The 17,066-nt window shown below is 68.5% G+C and carries 17 protein-coding genes; 5 read left to right on the top strand and 12 right to left on the bottom strand.

All coding sequences use genetic code 11. The features are described from left to right. Window positions 1-22 precede the first annotated feature (22 nt). The gene (locus RS84_RS07945; protein ID WP_045257240.1) at window positions 23-1,372 is read right to left on the bottom strand and encodes an ABC transporter substrate-binding protein; all 1,350 of its coding nucleotides are present in this window, start codon (window positions 1,370-1,372) and stop codon (window positions 23-25) included. A 226-nt stretch (window positions 1,373-1,598) separates the two neighbouring features. Between RS84_RS07945 and RS84_RS07950 the strand changes: the two genes are divergently transcribed. Beyond that, on the top strand, window positions 1,599-2,972 hold the full coding sequence (locus tag RS84_RS07950) for an APC family permease (RefSeq protein WP_045257241.1): 1,374 nt from the start codon (window positions 1,599-1,601) through the stop codon (window positions 2,970-2,972). Then, window positions 2,959-3,186 (top strand): hypothetical protein, encoded by a 228-nt coding sequence (locus RS84_RS07955; protein WP_045257242.1) that lies wholly within the window; start codon window positions 2,959-2,961, stop codon window positions 3,184-3,186. Before RS84_RS07950 ends, RS84_RS07955 begins: the two co-directional genes overlap by 14 nt. A 19-nt stretch (window positions 3,187-3,205) precedes the next feature. Here the strand turns inward: RS84_RS07955 and corA are convergent, their stop codons facing one another. After that, window positions 3,206-4,222 (bottom strand): magnesium/cobalt transporter CorA, encoded by a 1,017-nt coding sequence (gene corA / locus RS84_RS07960; protein WP_045257243.1) that lies wholly within the window; start codon window positions 4,220-4,222, stop codon window positions 3,206-3,208. A 10-nt stretch (window positions 4,223-4,232) separates the two neighbouring features. Next, entirely contained in the window at window positions 4,233-5,519 is a 1,287-nt protein-coding gene (locus tag RS84_RS07965; RefSeq protein ID WP_045257244.1) for a serine hydrolase domain-containing protein, read from the bottom strand. Window positions 5,520-5,606: 87 nt separating this feature from the next. Here RS84_RS07965 and RS84_RS07970 point away from each other — a divergent pair, with 87 nt between their 5' ends. After that, on the top strand, window positions 5,607-5,921 hold the full coding sequence (locus tag RS84_RS07970; protein WP_200891997.1) for a DUF2470 domain-containing protein: 315 nt from the start codon (window positions 5,607-5,609) through the stop codon (window positions 5,919-5,921). 59 nt (window positions 5,922-5,980) lie between these two features. Beyond that, a complete protein-coding gene (locus tag RS84_RS07975) occupies window positions 5,981-6,628 on the top strand; it encodes a heme oxygenase (biliverdin-producing) (RefSeq protein ID WP_045257245.1) in 648 nt (215 codons plus the stop codon). A gap of 16 nt (window positions 6,629-6,644) precedes the next feature. Here the strand turns inward: RS84_RS07975 and RS84_RS07980 are convergent, their stop codons facing one another. Next, window positions 6,645-8,030: an ATP-dependent DNA helicase gene (locus RS84_RS07980; RefSeq protein ID WP_045257246.1), complete on the bottom strand. Its 1,386-nt coding sequence runs from the start codon at window positions 8,028-8,030 to the stop codon at window positions 6,645-6,647. 111 nt (window positions 8,031-8,141) lie between these two features. On the opposite strand from RS84_RS07980, the gene RS84_RS07985 reads away from it, so the two are divergent. Beyond that, the gene (locus RS84_RS07985; protein WP_045257247.1) at window positions 8,142-9,215 is read left to right on the top strand and encodes a hypothetical protein; all 1,074 of its coding nucleotides are present in this window, start codon (window positions 8,142-8,144) and stop codon (window positions 9,213-9,215) included. Window positions 9,216-9,245: 30 nt separating this feature from the next. Here RS84_RS07985 and RS84_RS07990 read toward each other — a convergent pair whose 3' ends face one another. The 8 genes from RS84_RS07990 to RS84_RS08025 all read right to left on the bottom strand — a co-directional run bounded on the left by RS84_RS07990 (window position 9,246) and on the right by RS84_RS08025 (window position 17,056). Beyond that, on the bottom strand, window positions 9,246-11,150 hold the full coding sequence (locus RS84_RS07990; RefSeq protein WP_082062119.1) for a cytochrome c oxidase assembly protein: 1,905 nt from the start codon (window positions 11,148-11,150) through the stop codon (window positions 9,246-9,248). Between the two features lie 443 nt (window positions 11,151-11,593). After that, a complete protein-coding gene (locus RS84_RS07995; RefSeq protein ID WP_045257248.1) occupies window positions 11,594-11,881 on the bottom strand; it encodes an HU family DNA-binding protein in 288 nt (95 codons plus the stop codon). 351 nt (window positions 11,882-12,232) lie between these two features. After that, complete coding sequence (locus tag RS84_RS08000) at window positions 12,233-13,057, bottom strand: endonuclease domain-containing protein (protein ID WP_045257249.1); 825 nt, start codon at window positions 13,055-13,057, stop codon at window positions 12,233-12,235. Window positions 13,058-13,306: 249 nt separating this feature from the next. Continuing rightward, window positions 13,307-13,612 carry a 30S ribosomal protein S14 gene (gene rpsN / locus RS84_RS08005; RefSeq protein WP_017829734.1) on the bottom strand — a complete coding sequence of 102 codons (306 nt, stop codon included), beginning with the start codon at window positions 13,610-13,612 and terminating at the stop codon, window positions 13,307-13,309. Between the two features lie 3 nt (window positions 13,613-13,615). Further along, window positions 13,616-13,786: a 50S ribosomal protein L33 gene (rpmG, locus tag RS84_RS08010; protein ID WP_045257250.1), complete on the bottom strand. Its 171-nt coding sequence runs from the start codon at window positions 13,784-13,786 to the stop codon at window positions 13,616-13,618. After that, window positions 13,786-14,022: a 50S ribosomal protein L28 gene (rpmB, locus tag RS84_RS08015; RefSeq protein WP_017203559.1), complete on the bottom strand. Its 237-nt coding sequence runs from the start codon at window positions 14,020-14,022 to the stop codon at window positions 13,786-13,788. The genes rpmG and rpmB overlap by 1 nt, the downstream gene beginning before the upstream one ends. 159 nt (window positions 14,023-14,181) lie before the next feature. Next, window positions 14,182-15,702: an FAD-binding oxidoreductase gene (locus RS84_RS08020; RefSeq protein ID WP_052676279.1), complete on the bottom strand. Its 1,521-nt coding sequence runs from the start codon at window positions 15,700-15,702 to the stop codon at window positions 14,182-14,184. Between the two features lie 31 nt (window positions 15,703-15,733). Continuing rightward, window positions 15,734-17,056, bottom strand: coding sequence for a glycosyltransferase (locus RS84_RS08025; RefSeq protein WP_045257251.1), 1,323 nt, complete (start codon window positions 17,054-17,056; stop codon window positions 15,734-15,736). Window positions 17,057-17,066: the final 10 nt, after the last annotated feature.

Consider the following 17,066-nt stretch of genomic DNA (forward strand, 5'->3'; position numbering starts at 1 on the left):
ATCGCGCCCCCGACCCGTGCGCTCAACCGGCTGCGGCGACCTGCGCCTCGAGTTCGGCCTGCACCTTCGCGATCGTCTCGTCGATCGTCGTCTGACCGTCCTGCATCTCGATGCGTGACTGCCGGAAGAAGGTGTTCACCGAGCTGAACGTGCTGAACGACGGCGCGTTCTCGTACCAGACGAGGTTCGGGTTCTCGAGGAGGCCGAAGAAGTCCTCAGCCCCCGGGATCGAGTCGTTGCGCTTCACGTCATCGGACTTCAGGATGTTCGGCGAGATCCAGCCGTTCTTCTCCATCAGGTTCGCGGCGTCCACGGAGTAGAAGTACTTCAGGAACTCGACGGCCGACGCGTACTCGTCCTTGTCGTCGGCCGCTTGAGCCGAGATCGCGAGTCCGCCGGCGGTGTCTCCGACGACGCTGTTCTTGAGGACGTTGATCTTGCCGTCCTCGTCGGGGACGATGAACAGGCCCGCGTTGAAGTCGGGGTCGACCTTGTTGATGTCCATCAGGCGCCCGAGCCCTGCCGACGATGTCGCCATGACGGCCTGGTCGTTCACGAGCAGCGTGGTCGTCTGCGCATCGGCCGTCGACTGCCAGCCGGGCAGCACGTACTGGTCGACGATGCTCTTGAGCTCTTCGAGCGGCGCCTTCAGGTCTTCCATCGAGGCGTCGCCGGCGGCTGCGGCGTTCCAGAACCCGCCCTTGTCGCTGTACTCGGCGAACACCGGAGCGGCCAGCTGCTTCCAGAGCTGATCCGACGGCCACACCTCGGCGGCCGCCGTCGCGAGAGGCACGTCCCCGTTGTCCTTGATCGCCTTGAGCAGGTCGATGAAGTCGTCGTAGGTCTCGGGCACCTCGAGGTCGTGCTCCTCGAAGTAGTCCTTGTTGTAGATGATGTTCATGCCCAGCTCGCCGTTGAGGGCGCTGTAGGGAACCGTGTAGACCTTGCCGTCTTCAGCGGCCGCGTACGCGTCGGGCTCGAGCAGGTCGGTGACCTCCTCGGGGATGCCCGCGAGCTTGCCGGCGTTGACGTACGTGAGGGTGTCGCGCATGTCGACGACCGCCGGCCAGTTGCCGGTGGCGTCGACCGTCTTCAGCGCGGTGGCGTAGTCGGATCCGGCAGGCAGCGGGTCGAGCTTCACCTCGGTCGTGTCGCTCTGCGCGTTGAACGCGCTGACGACCTCGTCGACCACGCTGTTCCAGGTCTCGTCGCCCGTCGCGTAGAGGAATCGGATCGTGGTCTTGTCGCCCGAGGCGTCGGATTCGCCGCCGCCGCTGCCCGAGCATCCGGCGAGGGCGATGGCCGAGGCCGCGATGCCGGCCGTGATCAGCAGAAGGCGGCTGCGCGCCGTCCGCGTCGGTGCGTGGTGCATGTGATCTCCCTTGATTCGTGCCGGACCCAGGTCCGCTACAGCGACGGTAGCCGATTGGATAGCGGTTTCCAAGAGAAATCTGTAACTAGTTGCATATTGCTTTCAAATCGAGCATGATCGACCAGGGGGTGTTCGTGATGTCCGGATTCCGGAGGAGCCGAGCCCGCATGACCCTCCGCTGTCAAGCCCATCGCCTCCGTTCGCGCTCGGCACCTACGGTGGCCGGGTGATCGAGACGCTCCCAGACGCCGAATCACCCACCCGCCTGCGCCGCGCCATCACCGGTCCGCTGCTGTTCGCCTTCATTCTCGGCGACGTGCTCGGCGCCGGAATCTACGCCCTGATGGGCGTGCTGTCCGAGAAGGTGGGCGGGATGCTGTGGGCGCCGCTGATCCTCGCGCTCCTCCTGGCGCTGCTCACCGCCGGTTCCTACGCGGAGCTGGTGACGAAGTACCCCCGCGCGGGTGGTGCGTCGGTCTTCGCCGAGCGCGCCTTCCGAAGCCCGCTGGTGTCGTTCCTCGTCGGCTTCTGCATGCTCGCGGCCGGGGTGACCAGTGCCGCCGGACTCGCGATCGCCTTCGCGGGAGACTATCTCGGCACCTTCTTCGACCTGCCGACGATCCCTGTCGCGATCGCGTTCCTCGCCATCGTGGCAGCGCTCAACGCCCGCGGCGTGCGCGAGTCGCTCGGCGCCAACCTCGTGATGACCGGGATCGAGCTGAGCGGTCTCGTGATCGTGATCGTCGTGGTCGCGGGCTTCGTGACGGCCGGCGGCGGAGACCCTTCGCGGCTCACGCAGACTCCCGAGGGCACCCCTGCCGCCCTCGCCGTCCTCGCCGGAGCCGTCATCGCGTACTACTCGTTCGTCGGCTTCGAGACCTCGGCGAACATGATCGAAGAGGTCAGGAACCCTCGACGGACCTATCCGCGCGCACTCTTCGCGGCACTGTTCACGGCGGGCGCCGTATACCTGCTGGTCGGCCTGGCGAGCTCGATCGCTCTTCCCGCAGCCGAGCTGCAGGAGTCCAGCGGCCCGCTGCTCGCGGTCGTCGAGGCCACGGGCGTCAGCATCCCGTCGTGGCTGTTCAGCCTGATCGCCCTCGTCGCCGTCGCGAACGGCGCGCTGCTGACCATGATCATGACGAGCAGGCTCACCTACGGGATGGCAGAGCAGGGCCTGCTGCCCGACGCACTCTCGCGTGTGCTGCCCCGACGCAAGACGCCCTGGGTGGCCATCATCACCACCACCGCCGCCGCCATGCTGCTTACGCTCGTCGGCGACCTCGCCACGCTCGCAGAGACGGTCGTGCTGCTCCTGCTGTTCGTGTTCCTCAGCGCGAACGTGTCGGTCCTCGTGCTGCGGCGCGACCGCGTCGAGCACGACCACTTCCGGATCTGGACGCCCATCCCGGTGCTCGGCATCGGCTCCTGCATCCTGCTGCTCACCCAGCAGCGGCCGGTCGTCTGGCTGTACGGCGCCGCGCTGCTCGCCATCGGCGTCGTACTCCACATGCTCGCGCGCTGGCAGCGCTCGCGCAGCGCCGGGCGGAAGCCGACCACCACCACCGACGATCAGGAGACGAACCATGCTGCACGCTGACGACTCGAACGAGACGCCCGACGGCGACATCGACATGACACGCGAGGAGAAGCGACGTGATCAGCTCACCGCCGCACCCGACGCGGTCGACGCCGACGCCGCACCGCGCATCGCGGTGAGCGAGCACGACGGCGTCACCCGCATCGACATCGCGCCCGATGCTCCTGTGCGCCCTGGCCCAGGCCCTGGGGCACCCGGAGCGAACGGCGAGTGACCGAGCCCTCAGGTTCGCTCTACAACCAGCCGTTCTTCTTGAACACGAGATACAGGCCGCCGCCCATCGCGAGCATGAGCCCGATCGCCATCGGGTACCCGAACACCCAGTCGAGCTCGGGCATGCTGCGGAAGTTCATGCCGTAGATCCCGGCGACGAGAGTGGGCGCGAAGAGGATCGCCGCCCAGCCGGAGATCTTCTTGACCTCGTCGTTCTGGCGGATGCTCAGCTCAGTCATCCGCTGCATCTCCTCGTTCTGCCGGCGCGCGACGATCGTGGACTCGACCGTGAGCGCGTTGTCGAGGAGCGTGCGGAACGTGGTCGCCCTGTCAGCGATTCGAAGGGCGTGGTCCAGGACGTCGCGCAGGTACTTCTGCAGCTCGTCGTCGACCGAGTACTTCTCCGATCCGCGCAGCAGCGCCTCCAGCATCCCGGCCAGGGGCTGCGTCGCGCGCTGGAAGTCGATGACCTCGCGGCTCAGCTCGTAGATGCGCTGCGTCGCGTCGGTGTCCTGCTCGAAGAGCTGGCTCTCGATCTCGTCGATGTCGTTCTCGAGGCCGGCGAGCACGGGCGAGTACTCGTCGACCACCTCGTCGACGATCGCGTAGAGCACTGCCTCCGGGCCTCGTCTGAGCAGCGCAGGATCGCCTTCGAGTCGCCGCCGCACCCGCCCGAGATCCGGGGCTTCGGCGTGACGGATGGTCACGACGAAGTCGGGCCCGACGATGACGTGCACCTCTCCGAACTCGACCTCCTCGGCGGCGTCGAGGTAGCGCGCAGGCCGCAGCACCATGAAGAGGATGTCGCCGTAGCGCTCGAGCTTGGAGCGCTGGTGGCCGGTGAGGGCGTCTTCGACCACGAGCTCGTGCACGCCGAACTCGTCGGCCACGGCCCGGATCTCTTCCTCGCTCGGCCGGTACAGGCCGATCCAGCTCATCCCGCCCCGTTCGCGCATGCGCTCGAACGTCTCGCTCAGCGATTGCGGGTTCTCGGTGCGCACACCGTCGACGTAGATGGCGTTGTCGACGATGCTCATCGGGTGACGGTTATTCCGCGGGAGCGACGCACGGGATCGCCGCGTCGGTGATCGCCTGGTCGTACTGCTCGGCCGTGAACGGCAGCCCGAACTCGGGTGCGGTCTGCCCCGATGCCGCCGGCGCCTTCGACGCGATCGCTGCGAGCTCCCACGCCAGGAACTGGGCGAACGTCGCCCCTGCCGTGGAGTCGTTGAGAGCGACGGCGACGGTGAACCCGGTCGCGGGATCGGAGTATGCGGCGGTCGCATAGCCGGGCGTCCAGCCCTGCTGCCCGACCATCGAGCCTGCGAGGTAGCCGCCGCCGGTGGCCTGGAACCACGAGGGTGCGCCGTCGTAAGCGGGCAGTGGAGCGCCGTACCGGGCCGGCTTCGCGTCCTTGTCGCGCAGCGCCTGCGCGGCTTCGGCCTGCGCGTACCGGCCGAGGTCGTCGATCGTCGACACGACGCCGGAATCGGTGTAGCCCGTGCTCGACGACAGGGTCGTGATGTCGACGGGAGCGGCGCAGTTGTATCCGCCCTCGACGGCCGACAGATAGTGGCCGTTCATGACGGCTCCGGTCGACGGCGCGGCGGCAGCGGGCGCCGGGAGCGATGTACTCGTCAGCCCGAGCGGGGTGGCCACGTACTTCGCGATGAGCTCTGCGGCGGTGAGGTTCGATGCGCGCTCGAGAGCGAGGCCGAGCAGGAGGTATCCGGCGTCGGAGTCGCGGTACGTCGTGTGCGGTGCGGTGCGAGCCTGGCCGAGGCCGTACGAGGCGAGTTCGAGCGGAGCCCACTCGCGCGCCGGCGTGTTCAGCCATGCGTTCTTGGCCGTGGCCTCCGAGGAGCCGATGCCGCTCGTGCCGTTGCACAGGTCGAGCAGGGTGATGTCGTCCATCGCCGCCGTGCCCGAGACGTACTCCTCCACGGGCGCGTCGAGTTTCACGGTGCCGTCGTCTGCCAGGGCGTACAGCACATCGCAGGTCATCAGGCGCGTCACGTCGGCGATCCGGAACGACATGTCGGTGCTGAGCTCGCCGCCTTCACCGCCCGGCTTCTGGCTTCCGACGCCGGTCACCCAGGTGCCGCTCCACGGCACCCACACCCCCACGATCGCGCCAGAGGCGCCCGACGCCGTCAGCGCGTGCGTCACGGCATCCTGCATCGCCGAGACGGTGTCGTCGGGCAGCGAACCGTCGACCTGAGCGGGCGGTTCGTACGTGAAGGAGTCGCCGGGGGCGCAGCCGGTGAGCAGAAGGCTGAGCGCAACGACGCCGGCCGCGGCTGCGCGCACGCGGCGCGACGAGAGAAGCTGCATGAAAGGGAACCCCCGGAAGACGTGTCTGCAAAGTCTAGAACGCGGATGCTGAAAACCCGCATCGTGCGACGGCTTAGGGTGGGCGACGTGACCCACTTCTTCGACCCCGACGTCGTCACCGCCGTCCTGCGACACATGAACGGCGACCACGGCTCCGACAATCTGCTCATCGCCCGCGCGTTCGCACCGGAAGAGCAGAACGCGATCACCGATGCCGCCATGACCGGGTTCGACGGAGAGGGCGGAGAGTGGACGTACACGCGCGGCGGGACAGCATCCGTGCTTCGCGTCCCCTGGCCCGGCGGTCCGATCGCCGAGCGCCCGGCCGTGCGGCGAGAGGTCGTCGCGGTCTACCAGTTCGCGTGCGAGCGCCTCGGCGTGGAACCTCGCCCGCACGCCTGACCTTTCCGGCCGATCTGCGGACCCTGGATATCAAGTTAGGTAACCCTTACACTGAAGCCATGTCCGAGATCCTCTCCTTCTCCGCAGCCCTTCGCGAGCGGTCGTCCGGCTCGCACTCGCAGAGCGAAGGCGCAGGGTTCATGTCCGACCTGCTCAAGGGCGAGGGCTCCCGCGACGACTACATCTCCCTCGTCGCGCAGCACTACTTCATCTACGAAGCGCTCGAGAGCGCGGGCGAGCGGATGCGGGCGGATGCCGTCGCATCCGTCTTCCTGAGCGACAAGCTCACGCGCCTTCCCGCTCTCGAAGCCGATCTCGAGTTCCTGCTCGGCGCCGACTGGCGCGAGCAGATCGCTCCCCTGCCCACGACGCGGCGCTACGTCGAGCGCATCCGCGAGGTGGGCGCCACCTGGGCCGGCGGCTTCATCGCGCACCATTACACGCGCTACCTCGGCGACCTCTCGGGCGGCGTCTTCATCGGCCGCGTGATGGCCCGCCGGTTCGGCTTCGAGACCAACGGCATCGGCTTCTACCTGTTCGACGACATCGCGGACCCCGCTGCCTTCAAGGACGTGTACCGCGAGCAGCTCGACGCGGCGCCCTGGGACGAGGCCGAGCGCGAGCGCGTGACGCGCGAGGTGCTCCTCGCGTACCGCTTCAACACCGAGCTGTTCGACGACCTCGACAGGGCCCGGGCGGCGGCCTGAGAGCTGCCCTCGTGCTCTAGGCCTGAGGCAGCTGGGGCGTCGACCTGGCCTCCCAGGCCTCGCGCATGAAGCGCCGCACGTCCTCGTCGACCTTGATGTCGCTCGGCCGCAGCGGCCGAGACAGGTAGAGGCCGTCGAGAGAGGTCAGCCGGCTCAGCGCCACATAGGTCTGCCCCGGCGCGAACGCCCCCGACCCGAGATCGATGATGGCGCGATCGTAGGTCTTGCCCTGGGACTTGTGGATCGTGACCGCCCACGCCAGCCGCAGCGGAAACTGCGTGAACTCGGCCACGACGTCACGCGTGAGCTTCTTGGTGCTCGGCTCGTAGGAGTATCTGAAGCGCTCCCACACGGCGGGCTCGACGTCGACTTCCTCGCCGTCGATCTCGACGCGCACCTTGTCGCCGAGGATCCTCACGACGGTTCCGATCGTGCCGTTGACCCAGCGCGGAGGCTCGCCCGACATCGCCGTGTCGTTGCGCAGGAACATCACCTGCGCTCCGACTTTGAGCTTCAGCTCCGACTCGGCCGGCAGCGCGGCCTCACCGCGCCCGAAGTCGCCGCTCACCTCGGCGCGCGCGGTCTGCTCCTTGCCGGGGAGGGCCGCGAGGTGACGGCTGTTGATGCCGTTCACGATGTCGTTGCGGGTCGCCAGCGTGATCATCGGGACCTCGCCCGGTTCGGGGTCGGGAGGCGTCCGCGCGCCCTGGGCGTTCAGCACCCCCGCGATCTCGGCGGTCACCCGGCCGTAGCGCACGGCGTTCAGCATCGCCTTGAACCCGTCGTCGGCTTGACGGTGGATCTGCACGAGTTCGCGGACGTGCAGCTCGGCTCGGGTGTCGACCGCGAAGAGGCTGTCGCCCGCCCCCTCGTCGTGAGACCCCGCCCACACCTTCGCATCGAAGAACCAGAACGACCGGTAGTGGTCGCGCACGTACGCCAGCTCGTCTCCGCGTGGCGGGACAGGAGCGAGCTGGTACGGGTCGCCGAACATCACGATCTGCACGCCGCCGAACGGGATTCCCCGCTTGCCGCGCGCCTGCCGGAGCGAGCGGTCGATCGCATCCATCAGATCGGCGCTGACCATCGAGATCTCGTCGATCACGAGCGTCTCGATGGCGTTCAGGATCCGCCTCGTGTTGTCGTTCTGATCGATGTCGCTGTCGCCGATCAACCCGATCGGCAGGCGGAACAGCGAATGGATGGTCTGCCCCTCGACGTTGAGCGCCGCGACGCCTGTCGGTGCGCAGATCGCGATCTGCTTCTTGGTGTTCCAGGCGAAGTGCTGCAGCAGGGTGGACTTGCCGGTGCCGGCGCGACCGGTGACGAACACGTGCTCGCTGGTGTCCTCGATGAGCCGGAACAGCTCTTGCTGCTCTTCGGACAGGGCGGGAAAGGACACGGCTCACTCACGAAGGAAGGACGGATGCAGGGCGCACCCCATGCTACGTGGCATCCGCAGTCGCGGCGTCACCCTCGGCGTCGTCCCAGGCCGCGCTCATAGACTGGCGCCATGGACCACGCGGAGACGACGGCGCCTCGGCGCTCCCGTCTCGGCGCCGACCTGGCGATCCTCGCTCTCGTCGGCGTTCTGCTGATCGCCGCGGTCGGCGCCGGCATCTCCACCCTGTACACCTCGTACTACGGGCCGTCCGCGTTCGTCACGCGCTACCTCGAGCTGCTCTCCGCCGGTCGAGCGGCCGACGCCCTGCGGGTCCCCGGCGTCGCGATCGACAGCGCGACCCTGGAGGCCGCAGGCATCACGAGCAGCCCCTCGGAGGCCCTGCTGCGCGCCGCCGCCCTCGCTCCGCTCACCGACGTGTCCGTCGTCTCGGAGAAGACCGCCGACGCGCGGACGTCAGTCACCGTGTCGTACGAAGCGGGCGGGCACGCGGGAAAGACCACGTTCCAGGTCGAGCAGGACGGCTGGGCGGGCATCGCCCCGAACTGGAGGTTCTCGACGAGCCCGCTGGCCGTGATCGATCTCACGCTTCGCGGCGCCGACAGATTCTCCGTGAACGGCTTCGAGGTCCTGCGCGGGCAGATCTCGCCTGCCGGAGCGGATGCCGCGCCGCTCGATCCCCTGCCGATGCTGGTCTTCACGCCGGGGCTGTACGCGGTCTCTGTCGACACCGCGATCTCCACGGCATCCGGCATGGGCGTTCTCGCCGACACCCCGCTCGCGACCACCCCGCTCGATGTGCAGACGACTCCGACGGACGACTTCGTCGCCGTGGTGCAGCAGCGCGTCGAGGAGTTCCTCACCCAGTGCGCGACGCAGGAGGTCCTGCAGCCGACCGCCTGCCCGTTCGGGCTCGAGGTGCGCAACAGGCTCGCCTCCCTGCCGGAGTGGTCGATCACCGTGCAGCCCAAGGTCTCGGTCGCGCCAGACGGCGCGCAGTGGCAGATCCCGCCGGCCAGCGCCGTCGCTCACATCGAGGTCGAGATCAAGTCGCTGTTCGATGGCAGCGTCGAATCCGTCTCGGAGGACGTGCCCTTCCAGGTCGACGGGACGATCACGATCCTCCCCGACGGCTCCGCCTCGATCCGAGTCGGGTCTCCGGGCGAATCCGCGCCGCAGGACTGACGGGGTCGGCTCGCCCCGGACCGGCTCCTGCTACCGGGCCTCGCGCTCGGCCTGTCGCCGGTCTCGCTCGGCGATGCGCGCGAGACGGGCGTTGTACTCCTCGAGCTCCGCATCGCCGGTGCGATCGGCGTGCCGATCACGACGCTTCTGCAGCTTGGTGTCGTTGCGGCTCCACTGGATCGCGACCGTGATCGCGAGGATCAGCGTCGGGATCTCCCCGATCGACCACGCGATGCCTCCGCCGATGTACTGATCGTCGAGCGGAGAGGGCCCCCAGGTGCGCCCCATCGAGCCGAACCAGTCGGCCACCATCAGGCCGCTCTGCATCATGATGGCGATGCCGAAGAACGCGTGCATGGCCATCACGGCGATGAGCGTGATCAGCCGGCCGGGATAGGGCAGGCGGTACGGCACCGGATCGGCGCCGATCAGGCTCATCACGAACAGGTACCCCGAGATGAGGAAGTGGATGACCATCCACTCGTGACCGAGGTGCTCGTACATCGACCAGCGCACCAGGTCGGTGAAGTAGAACGCCCACAGCGACACGATGAAGATGGCGGCCGCGACGAAGGGATGCGTCACGATGCGGGCGAAGGGCGAGTGCACGGCCCACATGATCCACTCGCGGCCCCCGCGAGTGCCGTCGTCGCGCTTGTGGATGGCGCGCAGCGCGAGCGTGACCGGAGCGCCGGTGACGAGCAGCAGCGGGATCGCCATCGTGAGCATCATGTGCCCGAGCATGTGCACGCTGAAGAGGTACTCCTGGTACGCGTTGATGGGCCCGCCGGTCACCCACACCAGCATCAGCATCCCGAGCACCCAGAAGACGGTGCGATGGATCGGCCAGCGATCGCCGCGGCGGTGAAGGCGGCGCACGCCCGCGAGATAGAAGAACACGCCGAACCCGGCGGCGACGAGCCACAGGATGTCGATGTTCCACTGCGTGAACCAGCGGTCGATCGTGAACTCCGGGGGCAGTGCGGTGCCCGTCAGATGCTCCGCAGGAGTGCGCACGAAGGCGGCTTCGGTGCCGGCGGGGGGCGGTGTGCGGGCGAGAGCTGCGGCCGCGCCCGAGGCGAGGCCCATCAGACCGACTTCGCACAGTACGAGCAGCCAGAACCAGCCGGCCGCGCGATCGCTCTCGAGCTTCGGGATCAGGCGCACGCGGTACCAGGCGCCGAGCACGCCCATCGCGCCGAGCAGCACGATCTTCGCCAGGACGATGAAGCCGTACGGGCTGAACACCGAGCCCCAGTCGCCGATCGCCACGATCGACCGGGTCACTCCCGACACCGCGACCACCGTGAAGGCGGCGATGGCCAGCGTGGAGTACCGGCGGACGAGGTCGGAGACCGGCACCCGCCCTCGCAGCAGCACGACGAGCAGCAGGCCGCCCAGCCAGACCGCGGCGCCGACCGTGTGCAGCAGGATCGAGTTGACGGCCATGGTGTGGCCTGAGAGCTCGCCCGAATGGCCCTGGGTTGCGAGCGGGACGAAGGATGCCGCGGCGAGGAGCGCGGTGATGAGGGTCGCCGTCCAGCTGCGCCAGGCGAAGGCGAGGATCGTCACGACGGCGCCGACGAGGGTCGTGATGAGCCACGACTGACCGAGGGGCAGGTTGAGCAGGAACTTGCCCAGCTGCGCGCCGAACAGGGGGTCGGCGCTGAGCTCCGGGGTGAAGGCCGCCATGAAGGCGAAGAAGCCGCTGACGCCGGAGGCGATCGTGAAGACCGCGGCGCTCACGGAGGCCGTGTTCAGGGCGACGTCGAAGCTGTCGTCGCCGCTGCGCAGGGCGAACAGCGCCAGCACGAGCGAACCCAGCATGCCGGCCGCGGCGAGGTTCATGACGAGCTTGACGAGCGGCAGGGCCCAGCGCACGAAGGGGCCCGGGTCTCCCAGGAGCAGCGGTGCCGCGGCTCCGCCGAACATCATGGCGATCGTCACGGACACGAGTCCGGCCGCGAGCAGGATTCCGATTCCGCCGAGACGGAACGCCGTCGTCGAGGTCTGGGCGGAGGAGGTCACCCCTCAAGCCTAAGCCGCGGTGGCGAGGGGCCCGACCGGGACGCTGTCCCCCGCGGTGCCCCGCCCCGCCGCACCGCACCGCACCGCACCGCACCGCACCGACGCGGAGGTAGGCGATCTCGCCGAGGTAGGACGTTGGTCGCAGAATCCGCCTACCTCGGCGGAATCTCCTACGCCGGCGAAGCGTGCGACACCCGGCATGCGGCGTCCGTGGCCCGGCATCCGTGGCCCGGCATCCGTGGCCCGGCATCTGTGGCCCGGCATCCGTGGCCCGGCATCCGCCATCAGGATGCGGAGACGCGCGAAGGCCGCCACCCCGAGGGGCGGCGGCCTTCGAACAGGAAGCGGTCTTACTTGACGGCTGCCTTGAGCTTGGAGCCAGCGGTCACCTTGACGCGCTTGCCGGCCGGGATCTTGATCTCGGCGCCGGTCTGCGGGTTGCGGCCGGTGCGAGCGGCGGTTGCGACCTGCTCGAACGAGATCCAGCCCGGGATCGAGACCTTGCTGCCCTTGGCGACAGCGTCGGAGACAGAGCCGAAGAGTGCGTCGAGGACACCGGAGACGGTGGCCTGGCTCTGGCCGGTGGCGGAAGCGATGCTCGCGACGAGCTCGGTCTTGGTGATGGACTTGTCAGCCATGTCATCCTCCAGCGACGAGGATCCCGTCGCATCGTTGTGTGAATCGGAGCGGATGCTCCTGGTCGAGTGACCGCCTTGAATGTATCAACGACAGACGACATTTCCGCGTAATTTCGCGGGTTTTGGGGTTTTTCAGGGCGTGTCGCGCCACTTTTGTCACTCCAGTCACAGGTTTCGGGCTCTCGTGGGGCTTCCGGGGCGGGTCGGCGCCCGTCGCCCCGCCCTCCGGAGGAGAACTCCTGCTCGGGAGGAAGATCCCGCCACAGAGCTCCGCCCGAGCGTGAGAAGTCCTCCCGAACGGGAGGGACTGAATGCGCGTGGGGCGCCCGCGCGGCGACGGTCGCGAGCGTCTCACGCAGACACGTGCAGTCGCTGCCCGATCGCGGCGAGGATCAACCGCAGAACATCCGCCCAATGGTTCATGAGCTGGTCATAACTGATGCGGATCACGTGGTACCCGTGAAGAGTGAGGAGCGCATCGTGCGCGATATCGCTGTCGCGCTGCGCTCCCACGTGATGGGCGCCGTCGATCTGCACGACGAGCCGATCGCCGATCAGGAAGTCGACGCGGTGGCCGAGGATCCACACCTGCGGAGTGATCGGCAATTTCAGCCATTTCAGGCGGGTGTGGAGGATCGTCTCAGTTCCGGCATCCGCGAAGGGGCTCGCCTCGGCAAGCAACCGACGCGCTGCCGGTGGAAGTTGCGCCCGCTCCAGCGCTCCTGGATCGACCTTCCTCTGACGCAGAGCGGACTCCCACGTCGCGAGGGCGCTCTCGTACGGCTGACATCCCGACATGATGATCAGGGCGTTCTCGAGCGAATCCTCGAGCGAATCGGGATGTCGCGGCAGAAGCGGCCGATTCCAGTGGATGACGCCGCGCGAGATGGCGGCATGGCCTGCGTTCGGGGGCGCCGCGACATGATGCGTCGACGAGTCCAGCACCCACAGACCTTTGCGAGCGGCGAGCGTCACACAGCTGAGAACGACACCGCGACGTGCTGCGGCGACGAGCATCGCGTCCGCTCCGGGGAGGGCGACCCATCCCCGGCGCACGGAGAAGATCGCCCCGGACTCGCGCGCTTGGCGGAGCGCGTGCGCCGTCACACCGTCACGACGCAGTGTGTCGACCCTCGCGACTCCCCCGCGCGCCGTCAGCGCCTCTGCAGCATCCATGCGTCGATGATGACGCTTCACTGCATCCGCTCGGCGTCCAGAACGCGCCACCGGCGGAGAGCCGGTATCGATTCGGTATATGTGCAGGAAGAGTGCCCACGCCCCCCTGGAGGAGAACCCCGGCCCGGGCGGGCGATGACACCGCAGCACTCCTCCCGTGCGTGAGAAGTCCTCCCGTGCACGCCGCCCCGGGACGCGAAAGGGGCGGGGATCCGAAGATCCCCGCCCCTTTCGACTGTCTGCTGAGACTTACCAGCTCGACTTGGTCACGCCGGGCAGCTCGCCACGGTGCGCCATGTCACGGAAGCGGACACGCGAGATGCCGAACTTCGTGAGGACACCGCGGGGGCGGCCGTCGATGACGTCGCGCGAACGCACGCGAGCCGGCGACGCGTTGCGCGGCAGCTTCTGCAGGCCGACGCGTGCGGCCTCGCGGGCCTCGTCGGTGGCGTTCGGGTCGACCAGGGTCTTCTTCAGCTCTGCGCGACGCTCTGCGTAGCGCTCGACGATGACCTTGCGCTGCTCGTTGCGAGCGATCTTGCTCTTCTTAGCCATTGATCAACGCTCCTCTCGGAATTCGACGTGCTGACGGATGACCGGGTCGTACTTCTTCAGCACGAGGCGGTCGGGGGTGTTGCGGCGGTTCTTCTTCGTCACGTAGGTGTACCCCGTGCCAGCGGTCGAACGCAGCTTGATGATCGGACGGATGTCCTGAGCCTTCTTGGCCATTAGAGCTTCACACCCTTCGCCTGGAGGTCCTTGACGACGTTCTCGATGCCGCGGACGTCGATCACCTTGATGCCCTTGGCGGACACGTTGAGCGTGATCTTACGACCGAGCGAGGGAACGAAATAAGTCTTCTTCTGCACGTTCGGGTCGAAGCGGCGCTTCGTCCGGCGGTGCGAGTGCGAGACGTTGTGACCGAAGCCGGGAACAGCTCCAGTCACCTGGCACACTGCTGCCATGATGTGACTCCTTCTATACCGTGAGACCGGACGGCCTCACCCAAGATCCCTTGTCTGCGTGCAACCCACGACTCGCCGCCCTTCGACAAGCTCAGGGACCGATGAAGAGGGGGAAGCACACGAACTGCGCACAGGAGTGTGCGCAGACAAAGAGCAATCCTAGCACGGGTCGAGATTCGTCGCCGAACCGAGCCCCCGGCGAGGACGCAGGCGGATGCCGCCCTCCTCCCTCCCGGGACGGGTCAGCCCTCCGAGTCCACTGCCCGGTTCGTGCACCCCGGTCGCAGGGCTCACCGCGCCCAGCGCATGCCCGAGCCGGATCAGGCCCTCGCCGTCCCACTCCGACGCGAGCTGTCGGATCCGATCCGCTGCTTCCCCGTACAGAGCGTCAGCACGGGCCGGCCGTTCCGCGAAGGTCTTCACCTGCCGACACGAGGCGAACTCCGCCATTCCCGCCACCAGCGCTTCGGTCGCCGCCTGGACGGGCTCGGCGAGCTCAGGCACCGGCACGATGCCGACCGCGTAGACCAGTCCCTCCCCCTCGATCCCCGCCAACGCTCCAGCCCTTCCCCCGGGGCGAAGCGCGCCGCCGAGGTGGCGCAGCTCGACCGAGACCAGCGAGGAGCCGAGCGGCCCGAGAACGACGTCGAGCATCGCGTCGACGGCATCCGCGGTGATCTCGGCGAGCAGAACCGACTCCCCCAGAGCGGGCGCTGGGTCCACCGGGTCTCCGTGCACCGCGCCCAGCTCCGTCGGTCCGAGATCACGGAACGAGTCGGCCTCGGGAGCGAGCGACCGCAGCGGCGCGAGCAGGCTGGACGCAGCCTCGGGATCCGCCTGTACCGCCGCTTCCACCGCGACGAATGAGCGCCCACGTAGAGGCTCAGGGATCTCGGGCAGTGGCGGGAACCGCAGAACCCGCACCAGCGAGGTGACCGTGTCCGGCACCGTCGCGATCCACTCCCGCCACGCGTGAGCGACCTCGACGGCGCGATCCAGCGGCCACATCAGGGCGCCGGCGTGCAACGACGGGACCTCGTGCAGACGGATCCGCACGCTCGTCACGATCGCCGGCAGCATCCCTCCCCGTGCGGCCCACAGCAGTTCCCCATTCTGCTGCGGATCCACCGTGAGCACGCGACCACGAGCGTCGACGACCTCCATCGACAGGATGCTGTCGGCCCCGAGCCCGTGCGATCGGGCGAGCCAGCCGAGCCCTCCTCCCAGCAGGAACCCGGTCACCCCGACCCCCGGCGCCATCCCCGCCACCGCGGTGAGTCCGTGCTCGGCGGCGCGGGCGATCACGTCTGCCCACAGCGCCCCCGCACCGACACGCGCCGTCTTCTCGACAGGATCGATCTCGATCTCGTCGAGCCCCTGCGTACGAAGCAGGATCACGTCGCCGAGCGCCCCCAGTGCCCCGGCGGCGTGCCCCGTCCCCTGAGGGGCGACGCCCAGGCCGAGGCGCCGTGCCGCGACGACCGTCTCCACGACGTCAGCGGCATCGAGCGCCTCGACCACAGCCGCGGGCTGCTGATCCACCAGCAGCTGCCAGGGCCTGCGCGCCCTCTCCCATTCCCCCTGCCCCGGCAGCACGAGCGTCCCCTTCAGACGCGCCGCCAGAGCGGCGTACTGCTCCCCTGGCAGCACGCCGATCGAATCCCCAGTTCGAACATCCATCTTCTGTCTCTCCCTTTCCTCGGAGTCCTGGTCAGCCGACGCGCGCGGCCAGCAGCCCGCGGACCACGGCCTCTATGCCCGCCGGTCCGGGCGCCACGGCGATCTCGGCACCGATACGCGCGGCATGGTCGCGGAAGGCCGGGTCGTCGAGCACGCGCCGGACAGCGGAGCGGATGGCTCGGGCCGGAAGCCCTCCGCGGCCAGGCCGCAGACGCACGCCGGCGCCGCTCCACGCGACTCGGGCCGAGACCTCGGCCTTGTCTTCGGTGTTCCCCGCGGCGATCACCGGAACGCCTTGGGCAAGCGCGAAGTGCACGCCGCCGTATCCGCCATTGGTGACCACGGCGTCGGTGTGCGCGAACAGCCGGTCGTACGGCAGGTACGGTGCGATGCGAGCGTTGGCGGGGAGCGCCGCACTGGGCACCGGCCGGCCTCCGGTCGACGCCACGACGAGAAGATCCTCATCGGCGAGCGCGCGCATGGTCGGCAGCACGAGTTCCTCGAGATCGGCGTTCGCGACGGTCCCCTGCGTGACGTGCACGACAGTGCTGCCCTCGAGATCGCCCCACCAGTCGGGCTCGGACGTGTCGGATGCCGAGGCCAGCGAGACGGGACCGACGAAGTGCACGGGCACGGTGAGATCCCGACGCGGGTACTCGAAGGCCGGAACCGTGAACTGGACGATCGCATCCGCCAGTGACGGGTAGTTCATGGCTCCGGTAGGCAGCCGCGCGCCGACGACCTCCGACACCATGCGCTCGGCGGCGGTCTGCAGCTCGCCGAACACGAGACGATCGGTCACGGCGTTCAGGATGCGGTTGCGCAGCGTTCCGAGCGGACCGCGCATCGGCGGGATGCCGAGCGCGAACGGGGCGGTGTCACGGCTGCGGAGACCGAGGGGCACGATGCCGAGGTTCAGCACCGGAGGACGTTGCGCCGCCGGACGGCACAGCAGCAGCATGCCTCTCAGGAACAGGCTCTCGACGAGCACCGCGTCGACAGGCGCCGCGCGGAGCTGCTCATCGATCGCGCTCAGCTGAGCGGGCGCCGGAGCGAGGAAGATGTGCTCCAGGTCCCACCGCGCGCCGTCGACTCCTCGCCGTCCTGAGCGCTCCGGAAAGGCACGGTCCATGTCGCTGTCGTCGTAGTCGGCCTCGCGCGGCAGCCCCACCCAGCGGGCGCCTGTGCCCTCGACCGCCGAGCGATAGCGCGCGCCCGTGAGGAACCGCACCTCGTGACCCTGCGCGACCAGTGTGCGCGCGACCGCGAGCAGCGGAACGACGTGACCGTGCACCGGGGTGGAGCAGATCAGCAGGGACAAGGGTCCGTCTGCCCGGTAAGATGTTGATGGCATGCAGGAAGTA

The organism is Microbacterium hydrocarbonoxydans, from assembly GCF_000956475.1.
GTDB lineage: Bacteria > Actinomycetota > Actinomycetes > Actinomycetales > Microbacteriaceae > Microbacterium > Microbacterium hydrocarbonoxydans_A.

Coding starts and splice junctions, on each gene's coding strand:
- RS84_RS07945 (WP_045257240.1), bottom strand. CDS start 1,372: ATGCACCACGCACCGACGCGGACGGCGCGCAGCCGCCTTCTGCTGATC.
- RS84_RS07955 (WP_045257242.1), top strand. CDS start 2,959: ATGCTGCACGCTGACGACTCGAACGAGACGCCCGACGGCGACATCGAC.
- corA (WP_045257243.1), bottom strand. CDS start 4,222: ATGAGCATCGTCGACAACGCCATCTACGTCGACGGTGTGCGCACCGAG.
- RS84_RS07965 (WP_045257244.1), bottom strand. CDS start 5,519: ATGCAGCTTCTCTCGTCGCGCCGCGTGCGCGCAGCCGCGGCCGGCGTC.
- RS84_RS07975 (WP_045257245.1), top strand. CDS start 5,981: ATGTCCGAGATCCTCTCCTTCTCCGCAGCCCTTCGCGAGCGGTCGTCC.
- RS84_RS07985 (WP_045257247.1), top strand. CDS start 8,142: ATGGACCACGCGGAGACGACGGCGCCTCGGCGCTCCCGTCTCGGCGCC.
- RS84_RS07990 (WP_082062119.1), bottom strand. CDS start 11,150: ATGATGTTCGGCGGAGCCGCGGCACCGCTGCTCCTGGGAGACCCGGGC.
- RS84_RS07995 (WP_045257248.1), bottom strand. CDS start 11,881: ATGGCTGACAAGTCCATCACCAAGACCGAGCTCGTCGCGAGCATCGCT.
- RS84_RS08000 (WP_045257249.1), bottom strand. CDS start 13,057: ATGGATGCTGCAGAGGCGCTGACGGCGCGCGGGGGAGTCGCGAGGGTC.
- rpsN (WP_017829734.1), bottom strand. CDS start 13,612: ATGGCTAAGAAGAGCAAGATCGCTCGCAACGAGCAGCGCAAGGTCATC.
- rpmG (WP_045257250.1), bottom strand. CDS start 13,786: ATGGCCAAGAAGGCTCAGGACATCCGTCCGATCATCAAGCTGCGTTCG.
- rpmB (WP_017203559.1), bottom strand. CDS start 14,022: ATGGCAGCAGTGTGCCAGGTGACTGGAGCTGTTCCCGGCTTCGGTCAC.
- RS84_RS08020 (WP_052676279.1), bottom strand. CDS start 15,702: ATGGATGTTCGAACTGGGGATTCGATCGGCGTGCTGCCAGGGGAGCAG.
- RS84_RS08025 (WP_045257251.1), bottom strand. CDS start 17,056: ATGCCATCAACATCTTACCGGGCAGACGGACCCTTGTCCCTGCTGATC.